Below are 14,583 nucleotides of genomic sequence, written 5' to 3'. Positions count from 1 at the left end.
CGGGGTTTCCTGTTTCAACCTGGAGGGCTGGATTAGAAATCCATGCCGCCCATGCCGCCCATGCCGCCCATGTCGGGGGCGCCCATCGGGGCCTTCTTCTCGGGGCGCTCAACAACACCGGCTTCGGTGGTGATGATCAGAGCGGCCACGGAGGCGGCGTCCTGCAGGGCGGTGCGCACAACCTTGGTCGGGTCGATGATGCCGGCGGCGACCATGTCCTTGAATTCGCCGGACTGGGCGTCGTAGCCATACACGTACTCGTTATTATCGAGCACCTTGCCGGCGATGACCGCACCGTCTTCACCAGCGTTCTCGGCGATCTGGCGCAGCGGCACCTGGATGGCGCGGCGGATGATCTCGATGCCGGTCTGCTGGTCGTTATTCTCGGCCTTCAGCCCGTCCAGCACCTTGGAGGCGCGGGCCAGTGCGACGCCGCCGCCCGGCACGATGCCTTCTTCAACGGCGGCGCGGGTCGCATGCAGCGCGTCGTCGACGCGGTCCTTGCGCTCCTTCACCTCAACCTCGGACGAACCGCCGACGCGGATGACGGCAACGCCGCCGGCCAGCTTCGCCAGACGCTCCTGCAGCTTCTCACGGTCGTAGTCCGAGGTGGTCTCCTCGATCTGCGCGCGGATCTGGTTGACGCGGCCGGTGATGTCCTCCTTGGCGCCCACACCCTCGACGATCGTGGTGTTTTCCTTCTCGATGAGGACCTTCTTGGCGCGGCCCAGCATGTTCAGGGTCACGGTCTCGAGCTTGATGCCCAAATCCTCGGAGATCACCTGGCCACCGGTCAGGATGGCGATGTCTTCCAGCATGGCCTTGCGGCGGTCACCGAAGCCCGGCGCCTTCACGGCGGCGATCTTCAGGCCGCCACGCAGCTTGTTCACGACCAGGGTGGCCAGGGCTTCGCCCTCGACATCCTCGGCGATGATCAGCAGCGGCTTGCCGGTCTGCACCACGGCTTCCAGCAGCGGCAGCATCGGCTGCAGCTGGGAGAGCTTCTTCTCGAAGATCAGGATGTACGGGCTCTCGAGGTCCGCAACCATCTTCTCCGGGTTGGTGATGAAGTACGGGGAGACATAGCCGCGGTCGAACTGCATGCCCTCGACGACATCGAGCTCGGTCTGGATGCCCTTGGCTTCCTCAACCGTGATCACGCCCTCATTGCCGACCTTCTGCATCGCCTTGGAGATCATCTCGCCGATCTCGGTCTCGCCATTGGCGGAGATGGTGCCAACCTGCGCGGTCTCGGACGGGTTGGTGATCTTCTTGGTGCGGGCCTTCAGCTCTTCCACGACGGCGGTAACCGCCTTGTCGATGCCGCGGCGCAGATCCATCGGGTTCAGGCCAGCAGCCACGGCCTTGACACCCTCGCGCACGATGGCCTGAGCCAGCACGGTCGCGGTGGTGGTGCCGTCGCCGGCCAGGTCGTTGGTCTTGGAGGCGACTTCGCGGATCAGCTGCGCGCCCAGATTCTCGAACTTATCGGACAGCTCGATTTCCTTGGCGACGGACACGCCGTCCTTGGTAATGCGCGGGGCGCCGAAGGATTTCTCGATGACGACGTTACGGCCCTTCGGGCCCAGCGTCACCTTGACGGCGTTGGCGAGGGTATCGACGCCGCGCAGCATGCGGTCGCGCGCGTCGGAACCAAAACGGACATCTTTAGCAGCCATGTGTTTAGCTCCTTGAATTGAATTGAGCGTCTGATGACGGCGGCCTCAAGGCCACCATTCAAAATCAGGCCGCGACGATCCCGAGAATATCGGATTCTTTCATGATCAGCAGGTCTTCGCCGTTCAGCTTGACCTCGGTGCCGGACCATTTGCCGAACAGCACGCGGTCACCCGCCTTGACGTCCAGCGCGACCAGCACGCCGGCCTCGTTGCGCACACCGGAACCGGCAGCGACAACTTCACCTTCCTGCGGCTTTTCCTTGGCGGTGTCGGGGATGATGATGCCGCCCGCGGTCTTTTCCTCGGGGGTGATGCGACGAACGACGACGCGGTCGTGCAGGGGGCGGAAATTCGCCATATGATCGCTCCTAAACATTATGTCTTAAAAGCTTCCCAGCCTGTCCGGCCCAATCGTGCGGCACCGCGGCTGTTAGCACTCCATTGGAAGGAGTGCCAGAGATGTAGCCTGTGCCGGCAGTGTAAGTCAAGAACGGCAGCACTTCCCGGTTTTGAGTGCTAAGTTGCTGGTTTCGTTGAAGATTATAGTTGCGCAGCAGGGGGCTGTGTGTGGCAGTCTGGTGAAACCCGGGGATTGCCAACACTGACTTCAAGAGAGAGTGCCAAGCATGTCCCTTGCCTTGCAGATGCGCGACTACCGCCTGACCACCGCTGAGATCCTCTATCATCTGCCGGACCATCCGGGCCTGTTGCAGAGCTATATCTGGCAGGAGCTTGATCTCGCGCCGAAATTCCCCGCCTTGCATAAATTCCTGGATTTCTGGGCCGCCAACCTGGATGGCAAGCTGCATTCGGTTCGCGTCGGCCAGGCGGAGCTGATCAAGCCCGCCGGCTGGCGCAACGCCCAGCTGCTGACGCTGCATTAGCTTTATTGGCCGCCGCAGCTGACATCGCCCTCCTGGCAGTGCAGCTGCGCTTCCAGCCGCCTGGTCTGGGCCTGGGTCAACGCCGTTTCGCACTGATTGAGCACCAGCGGGTGGATGCTCCCGCCTTGCGTGCCCATCGTTTCGAAGCCGCATTGCGCGTCGCGGTAAGCAACCCAGTCGCGCTCGGCCTCGCGCAGGCCGGTCTGGCCGGCCGGGGAGAGTTTCGCCATCAGCGTGCGGTAGCTGGCATTCAGCGCCGCATCCGCGGTCTGGAACGCCTGATAGGAGCAGATATTCAGATCCGTCTGTGTCTGCGTGTCGGCGCAGTTCTGCGCCAAAGCCGGGCCGGTCAGCAGCAGGCCAGCCACCAGGATGATGCCGCGCATGGCGGTTAGCGCACCAGCTCCACCAGCCGGAACAGCCCGATCGGCCGCATATCCGTGATCCGCGCCTGGGCGAGGTCGGCGGCCTTGAACATATGGTCCAGCCGGAAATCCGGGTGCCAGCCCAGCGGCTTCGAGGCCGGGGCCATGGCGCGCTCGATCCACCAGATCGGCCCCGACTCGCGGGCGAAATGGTTGACGAACAAAATCCGCCCGCCCGGCTTCACCACCCGGCGCAGCTCCGCCACCAAAGCCCGCGGGTCCGGCACCACGGAGGCGACGAACATCGCCACCGCGACATCGAAGCTGCCATCCTCGAAGCTGGTCGCCTGCGCGTCCATCTCTTCCAGCGCCTCGACATGGCGCAGCCCCATCTCGGCCACGCGGTCGCGGGCGATGTTCAGCATGTCGTCCGACAAATCAATGCCGGTGATGCGCTTGGCCGGGCTGTAGAGCGGCAGCGCCAGCCCGGTGCCCACCCCCACCTCCAGCACCTTGGCGCCGGGGGCCGCGTTCACCGCTGCCACCGCCGCGCGGCGCGCGTGGCCCGAGACCAGCCCGAACCAGCTGTCATAGGATTTCGCGTAGCGTGAATAGGTGGCTTTGATGCTGTCAGCATCCAGTTTCGCGCGTGGGCCGGACAGCGCCGCGCCGGAGACATCCTGCATCCTCAAGTCCTTGACGCCTGTCATTTTATCGTAACCGAATTTTGCGCGGATTGGGCTCAGGCGCAATGGCCGTAAAGGTTTTTTAACCTTGCAGCGCCGCTTTCACGATGCCGGGGGTGAGGATTTGCGGCAAAATCGCCGCCGCGCCGCCCGGCGGATAATAGAGATAGAGCGGCACGCCGGCGCGGTGGCTGGCCGTCAGCAAGGCGGTGATGGCCGGGTCGCGGTTGGTCCAGTCCCCCACCAGCAGCGCGACATGCTTGTCCTTGAACAGATCCCGCACTGGCGCGGCTTCCAGCGTGGTGCGCTCATTCACCTGGCAGGTGATGCACCAGGCGGCGGTGAGGTCGATGAAGACCGGCCGGTGCTGCGCCCGCAGCTGCGCCAGCAGCGCGGCGCTGTAAGGCTGCGCGCCGGGCAAGGTGAGGCTGGCGCCGGCCGGGGCGCTGGGCAGGAAGGGCAGCAGCACCAGCGCCAGCAGCGCGAAAACCGGCTTGCGTGCCAGGCTGAACCCCAGCAGCAGCCCGCCCAGCCCCAGCAGCGCCAGCCCCAGCGGGCCGGATTGCCGGAACAGCACCCAGCCCAGCCAGAGGCAGGTGGCGAACATCGGGAGGGAGAGGAGCTTCTGCACCCATGCCATCCAGCGCCCGGGGCGGGGCAGGGCAGCGGCCAGGGCCGGGATGAAGGCGAGGATCAAAATCGGCAGCGCCAGCCCCAGCCCCAGCGCCAGGAACAGCCCCATGGCGGGCAGTGCCGGCATCGCCAAAGCGGCGGCGATGGCCGCGCCCATGAAGGGCGCGGTGCAGGGTGTGGCCACCAGCACCGCCAGCAGCCCGGTGAGCACGCTATGCTGCGCCGGCAGCCGGCCGATGAAGCCCGGCATCGAGAGATGGAACAGCCCGGCCATGCTCAGCCCGCCGCCAGGATCACCCAGGCGGCCAGAGCGACGAAAATTGGCGACTGGAACTGAAACCCCAGAACGCCGCCACCCCGGCGGCGCGCAACCCCAGCAACACGCCGCCCAGCACGGCCATCGAGCCCAGCACGCCCAGCGTATAGCCCAGTGCCTCGCGCCGAATATGCGCATGGGCGGCGCCGCCCATGCGGGCGAAGGCGGCGGCCTTCATCGCCAGAATCGGGAACACGCAGGGCATCAGGTTCAGAATCAGCCCGCCGGCCAGGGCCAGCAGCCACCAGGGGGCGTGCGCGGCGGGTGGGGCCGGGCTGGTGGCGATGGCGAGCGCCTGCATCCGCCCGCTCGGATCGGTGAGTTCCAGAACTCCGGTCAACTCTGCCGTGGCAGGGCCGGCCAGTTTCAGGTGCAGCGTCAGATCATGCGCACCGAAGCCCAAGGTTTGCGGCGCGCTGTTCACCAGGGCGCTGGCCGAGTCGGGGAAGAAATGCGCGGCTTTCACCTGCTGCGCCCCACCCCGTCCAGCCGCAGCGTGCCATCCGGCGTCAGCGTCGCTTTATAGGGGGAGGGGACGATGCTGGGGGCGGCGGGGAACAGCCCGGCCTCGGCGGACGCCCCGCCCGTCAGGGGCAGGGTGAAGCTGGCATGTTCGGGCACGCAGACATCCGCGCAGACCAGCCAGCGTGCATTCACGCTGAGGCTGTCGCCGCTGATCCCGCTGGCGGTGAAGGGTAGCAGCGCCTCGCCCGAGAGCACATAGGCGGCGATCCCGTCCTGCAGGAAATAATCGGGCGGCGGGTCATCGAGGGCGCCCAGCGTCACCGGCGCGGCGGCGCTGACGGCGGGGGGAAAGCCGGCATCGCCGGGGTTTTTCCAATAGATATGCCAGCCGGGTGCGAGCTTGAACTGCAGCGCCAGCTGCAATTTGCCATCCGTGGCGCTGTTGGTTTCCGAGACCAGCCGCACCTGATCGCGCGGCGTTACATAAGGCGCGCTGGCCGCCGCTTGGGCGAAATGCGGCAGGAACAGCAAGACGAGCAGGGCGAGGCAGCGCATGGCCGGGAATATCGCATGGGCGCGCGCTCTCTGCTATCCGGGCGCGATGATGACCGATCTGCCCGTCGCCGAAGCCCTGCCCGCCCTGCTGCAAGCGCTGGGCCAGCCGGGCGGCAATGCCGTGCTGGTCGCCCCGCCGGGGCGGGCAAAACCACCACTGTGCCGCTGGCGGCTTTGGAAGCGGGCATGGGCGGCAAAATCCTGCTGCTGGAACCGCGCCGCCTCGCTGCCCGCGCCGCGGCGATGCGCATGGCCGAGCTGCTGGGCGAGGTCGCGGGCGAGACGGTGGGCTTCCGCACCCGGCTGGAGAGTGCCGTCGGCCCCAATACCCGCATCGAGGTGATCACCGAAGGACTGCTCACCTCCCGCCTGCTCTCCGACCCGGGGCTGGAGGGCATCGGGCTGGTGATTTTCGACGAGGTGCATGAGCGCAGCCTGGAGGCGGATCTGGCGCTGGCGCTGGTGCGCGATTTGCAGCGCGGCCTGCGCCCGGAGCTGCGCATATTGGCGATGTCCGCCACCGCCGAGGCCGAAAAACTCTCCGCCCTGCTGGCGGCGCCTGTGATCAGCAGCGAGGGCAAGATGTTCCCGGTTGAGGTGATCCACGCCAAGCGGGACATCATGTCCCCGCGCGATCTGCCGGAGGCGGCGGCGAAGGCGGTGCGCGAGGCGCTGGTGGCGCATCCCGGCGATATTCTCGTCTTCCTGCCCGCATGGCCGAGATCCGCCGCACCGCGCAGGCGCTGGAACGCTGCCCGGCCCTGGTGCTGCCGCTGCATGGGGATCTCTCGCGCGAGGCGCAGGACAAGGCGCTGCGCCAGCATGAGGAGCGCCGCGTGGTGCTCTCCACCTCCATTGCCGAGACCTCGCTCACCGTGCCCGGCGTGCGCATCGTCATCGATGGTGGCTATCGCCGCGCGCCGGTGCTGGACACGAATTCCGGCCTGACCCGCCTGACCACCCAGCGCATCTCGCGGGCCGCCGCCGCGCAGCGTGCCGGCCGCGCCGGGCGGCTGGGGCCGGGTGTGGCGATCCGGCTCTGGTCGGACGCGCTGAATCGCGGCCTGCCGCCCTTCGACCGGCCGGAAATCTTCGCCGCCGAGCTCTCCGGCCTGGCTTTGGCCTGCGCCGCCTGGGCGAGGCGCCGGGCGATCTGCCCTTCCCGGACGCCCCGCCCGACGGCGCGCTGAAAGCCGCCCAGGCGCTGCTGGCGCAGCTGGGGGCGCTGGATGAGGCGGGCAGGATCACGGCGTTGGGCCGGGAGATGGCCCGGCTGCGCGCCGAACCGCGCCTGGCCGCGATGATGCTGGCCGCCCCGGACAAACCCACCCGCGCTTTGGCCGCCGACATCGCCGCGATCCTGGAAGAGCGCGATTTCCTCGCCCAGACCGCCAGCGCGGATCTGCAATTGCGCCTGGACGTACTGGCCGGGCGCGGCGAGGGCGACCGCGCCATCCTTTCGCGCGTGCGCCAGGCGGCGAAGATCTATCGCAACCGGCTGGGGCTGGGGAGCCTGCCCGGCTTTGGCGCGCCGGGGCCGGTGGTCGCCGCCGGGTTTCCGGACCGCATCGCCCAGGCGCGCGGGGCGGATGGCTCTTACCGGCTCTCCGGGGGCGGCGCCGGCAATCTTCCGGCCGCCGACCCGCTGGCCCGCAACCGGCTGCTGGCGGTGGCGTCGCTGGATGGCAAGGGCGCGAAAATCCGCCTGGGCGCGGCTTTGGATGCGGATGATCTGCCGGATTTCCTGCGCGCCCGCTGCAAGACCACGCGCGAGACCGGGTTCGATCCGGTGAGCAATAATGTCTCGGTGCGCGAGCGGGTGCGGCTGGGCAATCTGGTGTTGCGCGACCGCGCGGCAGCACCCAACCCCGAGGAAATCCAGGCCGCCCTGGCGCAGGCGCTCTCCACCCGGCTGGAGCAGCTGGACTGGACCGACGCGGCGGAAAATCTCTGCGCCCGCGTCGCGGTGATGCGCGGGGTGGATGACAGCTATCCGGACCTCTCCCGCGCTACCCTCGCCGCCACCGTGCAGGACTGGCTGGCCCCCTATCTCGCCGGGATGACGACGCTGAAGGAGGCAAAGGGTCTGGACCTTTATAGCCTGCTGCGCGGTCTGATGAGCCATGAACAGGCCACCCGCCTGGACAAGGAACTGCCCGCCGAACTCAACCTCAAACATGGAAGGGTGCGGATCGATTATTCCGGCCCGCTGCCCGTCGCCTCCGCCCGGGCGCATGTGTTTTACGGCACGGACGCGACGCCGCAACTGGCCGGGGGCAAAATTCCGCTGCAACTGGCGTTGCTCTCCCCGGCGCAACGGCCGATCGCCATCACCGCCGACCTCGCCGGCTTCTGGCGCGGCGGCTGGGCGGATGCCAGGCGCGATATGCGCGGGCGCTATCCCAAGCATGACTGGCCGGAAGAGCCCTGGCGCGGATAAGATTTCATCGCCTCATTTCGGCCAGGCCCGGTGGCCGCGGTTGCGGCGCAGTGTATCGATGCGCTGGCGCCGGCAGCCTCACAGCCGCCAGTTTGGCCGAACCGGTTGCAAGCAGATTTCGCCCTGCATGGCCCAGCGCACCCGCACCTGCAAGGTCTCGCCATTCGGCAGCTCCAGGCTGAACTGGTCGCACAGGCTCGGCTCATCGGGAATGGTGACGCGGAACAGCTCCCCATGAACGCCCAGCAGATCGCAATCATGCGGCTCGGGCTCGCCATTTTCGCGGGGGATGATGATTCGGGTGACCGGGTTGAGGATTTCCAGGCCAAGCACATTGCCGTTCACCCAGCGCACGCCGACCATGCGGCGCCAGCCATCGGCATGTTCCAGTTCCACCTCCTGGCCGGTGGAGAAATGCCGCCCGGCATCCGGACGCGGTGAGAGGATGACGGCGCGGTAGCCGGCTACCGAACAATCGGTGATGCGGCACGGATGCCGGAAGGGCTGCCCGGGAATGCGCAGCAGGGTGCGGCGGGATAGGTAGGAGCCGGTTTCCACCGGATGCGGCGGGGCGTGCCGCTGCTCCCAGGGCGTGGAAGTCTGGAGGTCCATGAACGGTTTCCATCCTTGGCGAAGTTTGAAGTGACAAGGATGATGCGCAGAAGGAATTAATAAAAAATTTCGAAAAGTGATGCCTTACAGCTTCGTAATTTACTGTTTCGAATGGTGTTCGTTTTCAAAAACGTCATGCAAAACCACAAAATTTTGGGGCTGTCCCAGATCTTCATTCATCTGGCCATTATGTCGATCCCGAGTCTCTTCGCCTTTTGCCCGTGGCGTCAAGGGGTTTACTCGCCTTCGGCGACGCGCGGCGAAGCCGCGCGCCCTTGACGCCACGGGCAAAAGGCGAAACCCTGCAATGATCGAAATAATGCTGATCCTTCAAGGCGTTGACCGTATATGCCTGAAAGTTATCTGAGATAGCCGTAAAACTTTTGGGAATTTCCCAAATCGCCTCTTACGGGGTCAGCGCCGCCCAGAGCGCTTCCACCGCCAGGGCCAGATCCGCCTCGTCCATGGCTTCATCCGGATTATGGCTGCCATTCCAGTTGCGGATGAAAATCATCGTGCTCTCCCAGCCGGCCATCGCGAACGCCGCGGCATCATGGCCGCCGCCGGCGCGCATGCGCCGGGGGCATGGCCCAGCCGCGCCGCGCCGGAAGCCGCCAGCGCCACCATCGCCTCGGAAAGCTGCGCCGGCTGGCTGCGGCTTTGCGCGCCGAGCTGGAAACCTATGCCGGGCCGGGCGATTTCGATGCGGGCGATTTCCGCGCGCAGCCGCCGCTCCGCCTCGTCCAGCGTGGCGTTGTTTTCGGAGCGCAGATCGACACAGAATTCCAACGTCCCGGCCACCTTGGCCATGGCATGGACCGGGCTGGCGGCGTCCACCCTGCCGAAGGTCACGGTCAGGTCATGGCCCTGCGCCAGCATCTCGTCCCAGACCTGCTCCATCGCCATCGCCAGATCGGCGAAGGCGATCACCGCATCCGCGCGCCCTTCGCGCGGGGCGCCGCCGGAATGCGCCCAGACGCCATCGATGCGCGCGTTACGGTAGCGCAGCCCGCCGCGAATCGCGGTGACCAGCCCGTAAGGCTCGCCGGCGCTGTGCAGGACCGGCCCCTGCTCGATATGGAATTCCAGGAATTGCGCCGGGGGCGGCGGGGTCCGCGCCAGCGCCGCTTCCGGGTCGTAGCCCTGGGCGCGCATATGTTCGGCCAGGCTCTGCCCGGTATCGGCGCGCGTCACCTCCATATCCTGCCGGGTCAGCCGGCCCAACGCCCCGCGCGAGCCGATATAGGAGGCCGGAAACCAGACGCTCTCTTCCGCGCGGGTGACGGTGACGACGAAATCCATCTTCGGCGGGTGCCGGTGGCGTGGAAGCAGGCGGCGAGCGCCATGGCGGCGGCGACACCCGCCTGGCCATCATAAGCGCCGCCCTGGCTCACCGTATCCAGATGCGAGCCGACATAAAGCGGGGTCGCGGCCGGGTCGCTGCCCCGCAGCCGGGCGAAGAGATTGCCAGCTTCATCGCGCGAGACCTCCAGCCCAAGGCGTAGCACCTCTTCCTCGATCAGGGCGTGGGCGCTGGATTCCAGGTCACTGTAGGAAGGGCGGGTCCAGCCCGGGCCGCCGGCGGAGAGGGCGTTCACCCGCGTCAAAATCCGGCTGATCGTCTCGCGGATGGTGGCTTGGATGGCGGCGGGCTGGTTCATGGGCGGCGGGTCCAGGCGTTATCGTGGGTGGCGGCAAGGCGCCGGAGAGGTGCGGGGGACGATGGCGGTGCGACAAGCGGATATGCTTCGGCCTGGCATCCAGCATCGCCGTCACGGACAATCAGTGACGGTTGGAAAAATACAGGAATTTCAGGGGTTTTTCAACCGTCGGCGGGCATCGCCGGACGGGAAACTGGAGCGGGTAGCGGGAATCGAACCCGCGCATCGAGCTTGGGAAGCTAGCAGGCTACCATTACATCATACCCGCCCGTGAGGGCGTACATAGTCGAGCCCGTCTGGCTGCGCAAGCCATGTTGGAGCATTGACCGCGCTCCCCCGGAGGGCTAGGCGTTGGGGCACCTCGTGATTTGTCCGGCCGGATTGCGGCGAGGCGTCCCCTGGCGGGACGGAGCAAAATAAGCGCTAAAGAGGCCCGGCGGAGGGTTGCGCGCGCCCCGCCTGGCCCGGGCCGGACAGAGTTTGTCCGCACCGCGCTTGAAAGATGGGCCACCGAAGATGTCCGACACGCCGAAAACCCGCCTTGCCACGGACCTGATCCATGCCGGGCGCATCCGCACCAATCTGGACGAGAATGGCGAGGCCTTGTTCCTCACCTCCGGCTTTACCTATGAAAGCGCTGACCTGGCCGAGGCGGTGTTCGCCAACCAGGTCGAGCATTTCCAGTATTCGCGCTTCGCCAACCCGACGGTGACGATGCTGCAGGATTGCCTGGCCAAGATCGAGGGGGCGGAGGCGTGCCGCGCCACCGCCACCGGCATGGCGGCGGTGCATAGCGCGGTGATGTGCGGCTTGAAGACCGGCGACCGGGTGGTGGCCTCGCGCGCTCTGTTCGGCTCCTGCCACTGGATCATCTCCACCCTGCTGCCGCAATTCGGGATTGAAGGCGTGTTCGTGGATGGCGCCGACATGGAAGGCTGGACGGCGGCGCTGAGCCAGCCCACCGCTTTGGTGCTGCTGGAGAGCCCCTCCAACCCGATGCTCGATATTGTCGATCTGCGCGCCGTCTCCAAGCTGGCGCATGCGGCCGGGGCGGTCGTGGTGGTGGATAACGTCTTCGCCACCCGCTGCTGCAGAAGCCGCTGGAGCTGGGGGCGGATGTGGTGGTGTATTCCGCCACCAAACATATGGACGGGCAGGGGCGGGTGCTGGGCGGCGCCGTGCTCGGCTCGAAAAAATGGATCGAGGAGGTGTTCCAGCCCTTCTTCCGCAATACCGGCCCGTCGCTCTCGCCCTTCAATGCCTGGGTGATCCTGAAGGGTCTGGAGACGATGGCGCTGCGGGTGAAGGCGCAGAGCGAGACTGCCGAAAAGGTGGCGCAGTTCCTGGATGGCCATCCGAAGATCAAGCGCGCTTTGTACCCGACCCTGGCGAGCTTCGCGCAGCGTGAGCTGGCGATGAGCCAGATGAGCGGCGGCGGCACGCTGGTGGCGTTCGAGCTGCAAGGCGGCAAGGCGGAGGCGTTCCGCATGATGAACGCGTTCCGGGTTATCACGATTTCTAATAACCTTGGTGACACCAAATCCCTGGCGACGCATCCGGCGACGACAACGCATATGAAGATCGGCGCGCAGGAGCGGGCGAAGCTCGGCATCACTGACGGCACGATCCGGCTGTCGGTGGGGCTGGAGGATGCCCAGGATCTGGTCGAGGACCTCGCCCAGGCCTTGGATAAGGTCTAAAAAGTTTTTAGGGGGTGTGGGGGATTTTTACAAAAATCCCCCACGACTTTCTTAGCTAGACCAGCTGCCGATCCCCGCCCGGCGTGCCCGCCCGGCGACGTAAAACGTCCAGACCACCTGTACCACCAGCGGCAGCAGCCCGATCCAGAGTTTCGAGGCCGAATTCGCCGCGACGAAGCCAATCGCCGTCACCCCGCCCAGCAGCGCGAACAGCCAATGGATCACCGCCACCAGCCGCGCATCCATCCCGGCCCGGCGCACCACCTGATAAAGATGGCCATGATGCGCCCGGGCGATGTTCTCGCGCGCCAGGGTGCGGCGGATGAGGGTGAAGGTCACATCATAGAGCACGCCGGAGAGCAGCAGCGGCACCAGCAGGAAAGAGAGCTGCACCTGTTCGAACCGCGCCGCCGCCACCCCGAACAGAGCCAGCATGAAGCCGCAGAACTGGCTGCCGACATCGCCCATGAAAATCCGGCCCTTGGGAAAGTTGAAGGGCAGAAACCCCAGCACCCCACCGGCCAGCAGCAGGGAGGCGGTATAGATGAAAAACCCGCCCAGCGCCCCGGCGATGCCGGCCAGGAACAAACAGGCGATGAGGGTGACACCGCCGGCCAGCCCGTTCAGCCCGTCGATGAAATTCATCGCGTTGGTGACATAGAGCAGAAACCCGAGTGTCAGCGGCAGGCCGAGCCAGCCAAGCGGGGTCAGCCCGAATCCCGGCAGCGCCAGATCATGCAGATACAGCCCGAGGCCACGGCGGCGATGGCGGCCAGCAGCTGGGTGCCGAGCTTCACTGTGAAGGGCATGTTCAACAGATCGTCGGCCATCGAGACCAGGGCGATCAGCACCGACGCGGCGATGACGCCGATGAAATACCCCTCCGCCAGGCGCGAGACCTGGCCGTAGCGATAGAGCAGCAGCACCCCCAGCAGAAAGGCGAAGACGATGCCGACCCCGCCGGATTTCGGCGTGGTCTGGGCGTGCGCCTTGCGCGCATCCGGATGGTCCGGCACGCCGATGGAGATCATCACCCGGACGATCATGCCGGAAAAGATCGCCAGCCCGCCCATGAGGGCGAGATGACGGGGAGTGACAAGGCGGAAAGGGTGGTGAGGCTCATCTGGCGCGGACCATGGCTGAAACCGGAGGGAATTTGAAGATCTCTTGTTTTCCGCCGGCCAGGGCTTGTGCTGGCCTGCCGGCCACGCCAGAAGCAGGGAGCAGGACAAACCGGTGCGGAGGGTTTGGGGGTTGAGGATCGCGATTATCGGCGGCGGCTATGTCGGGCTTGTCTCGGGGGCCTGCTTCGCTGAATTCGGCGTCTCCGTGGCGGTGGTCGAGGCGGATGCCGCCAAGCGCCAGATGCTGCTGGAGGGCCGCATCCCCATCTATGAACCGGGCCTGGACAAGCTGGTGGCCGATAACGCCGCCGCCGGGCGCCTGACCTTCCCCGAAACGCTGGAAGCGGGCATCGCCGAGGCGGAGGCGATCTTCATCGCCGTCGGCACCCCGACAAGGCGCGGCGATGGCCATGCCGATCTCACTTATGTCTATGCCGCTGTCGAGCAGGTGCTGAAGGCGCTGGACCATCCGGCGGTCATCGTCACCAAATCCACCGTGCCGGTCGGCACCGGGCGGACGATCCTGGAAATGGCCCGCCGGCTGCGCCCGGACCTGGCGGTGGAGGTGGCCTCCAACCCGGAATTCCTGCGCGAGGGCAGCGCCATCCCGGATTTCATGCGGCCGGACCGCGTCGTCGTCGGCGCCGAGAGCGAGCGCGCCCGCGAGGTGCTGCGCCAGCTCTATCGCCCGCTTTATCTGATCGAAACCCCGATTCTGTTCACCGGGCTGGAGACGGCGGAGCTGATCAAATACGCCGCCAACGGCTTCCTGGCGATGAAGATCACCTTCATCAACGAGATGGCCGATCTCTGCGAGAAGGTCGGGGCGGATGTGAATGATGTCGCCCGCGGCATCGGGCTGGATGGGCGGATCGGGCGGAAATTCCTGCATGCCGGGCCGGGCTTCGGCGGCTCTTGCTTTCCCAAGGATACGCTGGCGCTGATGCGCATCGCCGAGGAGGCGGGCGCACCCTCGCGGCTGATCCAGTCGGTGGTGGCGGTGAATGACCATCGCAAGGATGGGTTGGCGGCGCGTGTGGTCGCGGCTTGCGGCGGCGATGTCGCCGGCAAGGTGATCGCCGTCCTCGGCCTCGCCTTCAAGCCGGAAACCGACGATATGCGCGAAAGCCCGGCGCTGCCGCTGGTGCGCGGGCTGGTCTCGCGCGGGGCCAGCATCCAGGCCTTCGACCCGGAGGCGATGGAAACCGCCCGGCCGCTGCTGCCCGCGCGCGTCACCCTGGCGGCGGATGCCGCTGGCGCCCTCACCGGCGCGGATGCGCTGGTGCTGGTCACGGAATGGAACGAATTCCGGGTGCTGCCCCCGGCCCGGCTGCGCGAGCTGATGCGCGGCGACGTGGTGGTGGATCTGCGGAATGTCTTCGACCCGGCGCCGCTGCGCGCGGCGGGCTTCACCTATACCGGCATCGGGCGCCCGCTGCCGTGACCAAAAGACCGCCCCAACC

Annotated in this window: 15 protein-coding genes, 1 tRNA gene and 2 pseudogenes; 4 read left to right on the top strand and 14 right to left on the bottom strand. The window is 66.6% G+C overall.

Translation table 11 applies throughout. From position 1 onward, the window contains the following. Positions 1-32: 32 nt before the first annotated feature. Positions 33-1,679, bottom strand: coding sequence for a chaperonin GroEL (gene groL / locus GT370_RS13390; RefSeq protein ID WP_008494125.1), 1,647 nt, complete (start codon positions 1,677-1,679; stop codon positions 33-35). A gap of 64 nt (positions 1,680-1,743) precedes the next feature. After that, the gene (groES, locus tag GT370_RS13385; RefSeq protein WP_008494126.1) at positions 1,744-2,037 is read right to left on the bottom strand and encodes a co-chaperone GroES; all 294 of its coding nucleotides are present in this window, start codon (positions 2,035-2,037) and stop codon (positions 1,744-1,746) included. Positions 2,038-2,305: 268 nt separating this feature from the next. On the opposite strand from groES, the gene GT370_RS13380 reads away from it, so the two are divergent. Then, a complete protein-coding gene (locus GT370_RS13380) occupies positions 2,306-2,563 on the top strand; it encodes an usg protein (protein ID WP_008494127.1) in 258 nt (85 codons plus the stop codon). Positions 2,564-2,565: 2 nt separating this feature from the next. On the opposite strand, the gene GT370_RS13375 is transcribed toward GT370_RS13380, so the two are convergent. The 5 genes from GT370_RS13375 to GT370_RS13355 form a co-directional block, all read right to left on the bottom strand. Then, positions 2,566-2,949, bottom strand: a complete 384-nt coding sequence (locus tag GT370_RS13375) for a lysozyme inhibitor LprI family protein (protein ID WP_008494128.1) — start codon at positions 2,947-2,949, stop codon at positions 2,566-2,568. Between the two features lie 5 nt (positions 2,950-2,954). After that, the gene (locus GT370_RS13370; protein WP_008494129.1) at positions 2,955-3,614 is read right to left on the bottom strand and encodes a class I SAM-dependent methyltransferase; all 660 of its coding nucleotides are present in this window, start codon (positions 3,612-3,614) and stop codon (positions 2,955-2,957) included. 82 nt (positions 3,615-3,696) lie between these two features. Continuing rightward, positions 3,697-4,521, bottom strand: coding sequence for a thioredoxin family protein (locus GT370_RS13365; RefSeq protein WP_270183213.1), 825 nt, complete (start codon positions 4,519-4,521; stop codon positions 3,697-3,699). A 19-nt stretch (positions 4,522-4,540) separates the two neighbouring features. Further along, positions 4,541-5,029 carry a hypothetical protein gene (locus tag GT370_RS13360; protein ID WP_270183212.1) on the bottom strand — a complete coding sequence of 163 codons (489 nt, stop codon included), beginning with the start codon at positions 5,027-5,029 and terminating at the stop codon, positions 4,541-4,543. Further along, on the bottom strand, positions 5,026-5,583 hold the full coding sequence (locus tag GT370_RS13355) for a protein-disulfide reductase DsbD domain-containing protein (protein ID WP_270183211.1): 558 nt from the start codon (positions 5,581-5,583) through the stop codon (positions 5,026-5,028). Before GT370_RS13355 ends, GT370_RS13360 begins: the two co-directional genes overlap by 4 nt. 49 nt (positions 5,584-5,632) lie before the next feature. Here GT370_RS13355 and hrpB point away from each other — a divergent pair. Then, positions 5,633-8,023 (top strand): annotated as a pseudogene (gene hrpB / locus GT370_RS13350) (ATP-dependent helicase HrpB). Positions 8,024-8,101: 78 nt separating this feature from the next. On the opposite strand, the gene GT370_RS13345 reads toward hrpB, so the two are convergent. The 5 genes from GT370_RS13345 to GT370_RS13325 all read right to left on the bottom strand — a co-directional run bounded on the left by GT370_RS13345 (position 8,102) and on the right by GT370_RS13325 (position 10,564). After that, positions 8,102-8,635, bottom strand: a complete 534-nt coding sequence (locus tag GT370_RS13345) for a hypothetical protein (protein WP_008494135.1) — start codon at positions 8,633-8,635, stop codon at positions 8,102-8,104. 406 nt (positions 8,636-9,041) lie between these two features. Then, entirely contained in the window at positions 9,042-9,170 is a 129-nt protein-coding gene (locus GT370_RS13340) for a hypothetical protein (protein ID WP_270183210.1), read from the bottom strand. Continuing rightward, the gene (locus GT370_RS13335) at positions 9,146-9,937 is read right to left on the bottom strand and encodes a hypothetical protein (protein ID WP_270183209.1); all 792 of its coding nucleotides are present in this window, start codon (positions 9,935-9,937) and stop codon (positions 9,146-9,148) included. The genes GT370_RS13340 and GT370_RS13335 overlap by 25 nt, the downstream gene beginning before the upstream one ends. Further along, positions 9,847-10,296 (bottom strand): M28 family peptidase, encoded by a 450-nt coding sequence (locus tag GT370_RS13330; protein ID WP_270183208.1) that lies wholly within the window; start codon positions 10,294-10,296, stop codon positions 9,847-9,849. Before GT370_RS13330 ends, GT370_RS13335 begins: the two co-directional genes overlap by 91 nt. A gap of 194 nt (positions 10,297-10,490) precedes the next feature. Then, positions 10,491-10,564, bottom strand: a tRNA-Gly gene (locus tag GT370_RS13325). Between the two features lie 248 nt (positions 10,565-10,812). Here GT370_RS13325 and metZ point away from each other — a divergent pair. Beyond that, positions 10,813-11,996: pseudogene (gene metZ, locus GT370_RS13320) on the top strand (O-succinylhomoserine sulfhydrylase). A gap of 51 nt (positions 11,997-12,047) precedes the next feature. Here the strand turns inward: metZ and GT370_RS13315 are convergent. After that, positions 12,048-12,677 carry an MraY family glycosyltransferase gene (locus GT370_RS13315; RefSeq protein ID WP_270184397.1) on the bottom strand — a complete coding sequence of 210 codons (630 nt, stop codon included), beginning with the start codon at positions 12,675-12,677 and terminating at the stop codon, positions 12,048-12,050. A gap of 26 nt (positions 12,678-12,703) precedes the next feature. Beyond that, positions 12,704-13,069: a hypothetical protein gene (locus GT370_RS13310; protein WP_270183207.1), complete on the bottom strand. Its 366-nt coding sequence runs from the start codon at positions 13,067-13,069 to the stop codon at positions 12,704-12,706. 181 nt (positions 13,070-13,250) lie between these two features. Between GT370_RS13310 and GT370_RS13305 the strand changes: the two genes are divergently transcribed. Then, positions 13,251-14,564, top strand: a complete 1,314-nt coding sequence (locus GT370_RS13305) for a UDP-glucose dehydrogenase family protein (protein WP_008494140.1) — start codon at positions 13,251-13,253, stop codon at positions 14,562-14,564. Positions 14,565-14,583: the final 19 nt, after the last annotated feature.

Source organism: Acidocella sp. MX-AZ03 (assembly GCF_027626035.1).
Taxonomy (GTDB): domain Bacteria; phylum Pseudomonadota; class Alphaproteobacteria; order Acetobacterales; family Acetobacteraceae; genus Acidocella; species Acidocella facilis.
The sequence above is the reverse complement of the archived record's forward strand: the minus strand, read 5'-3'. Positions and strand labels throughout refer to the sequence as shown.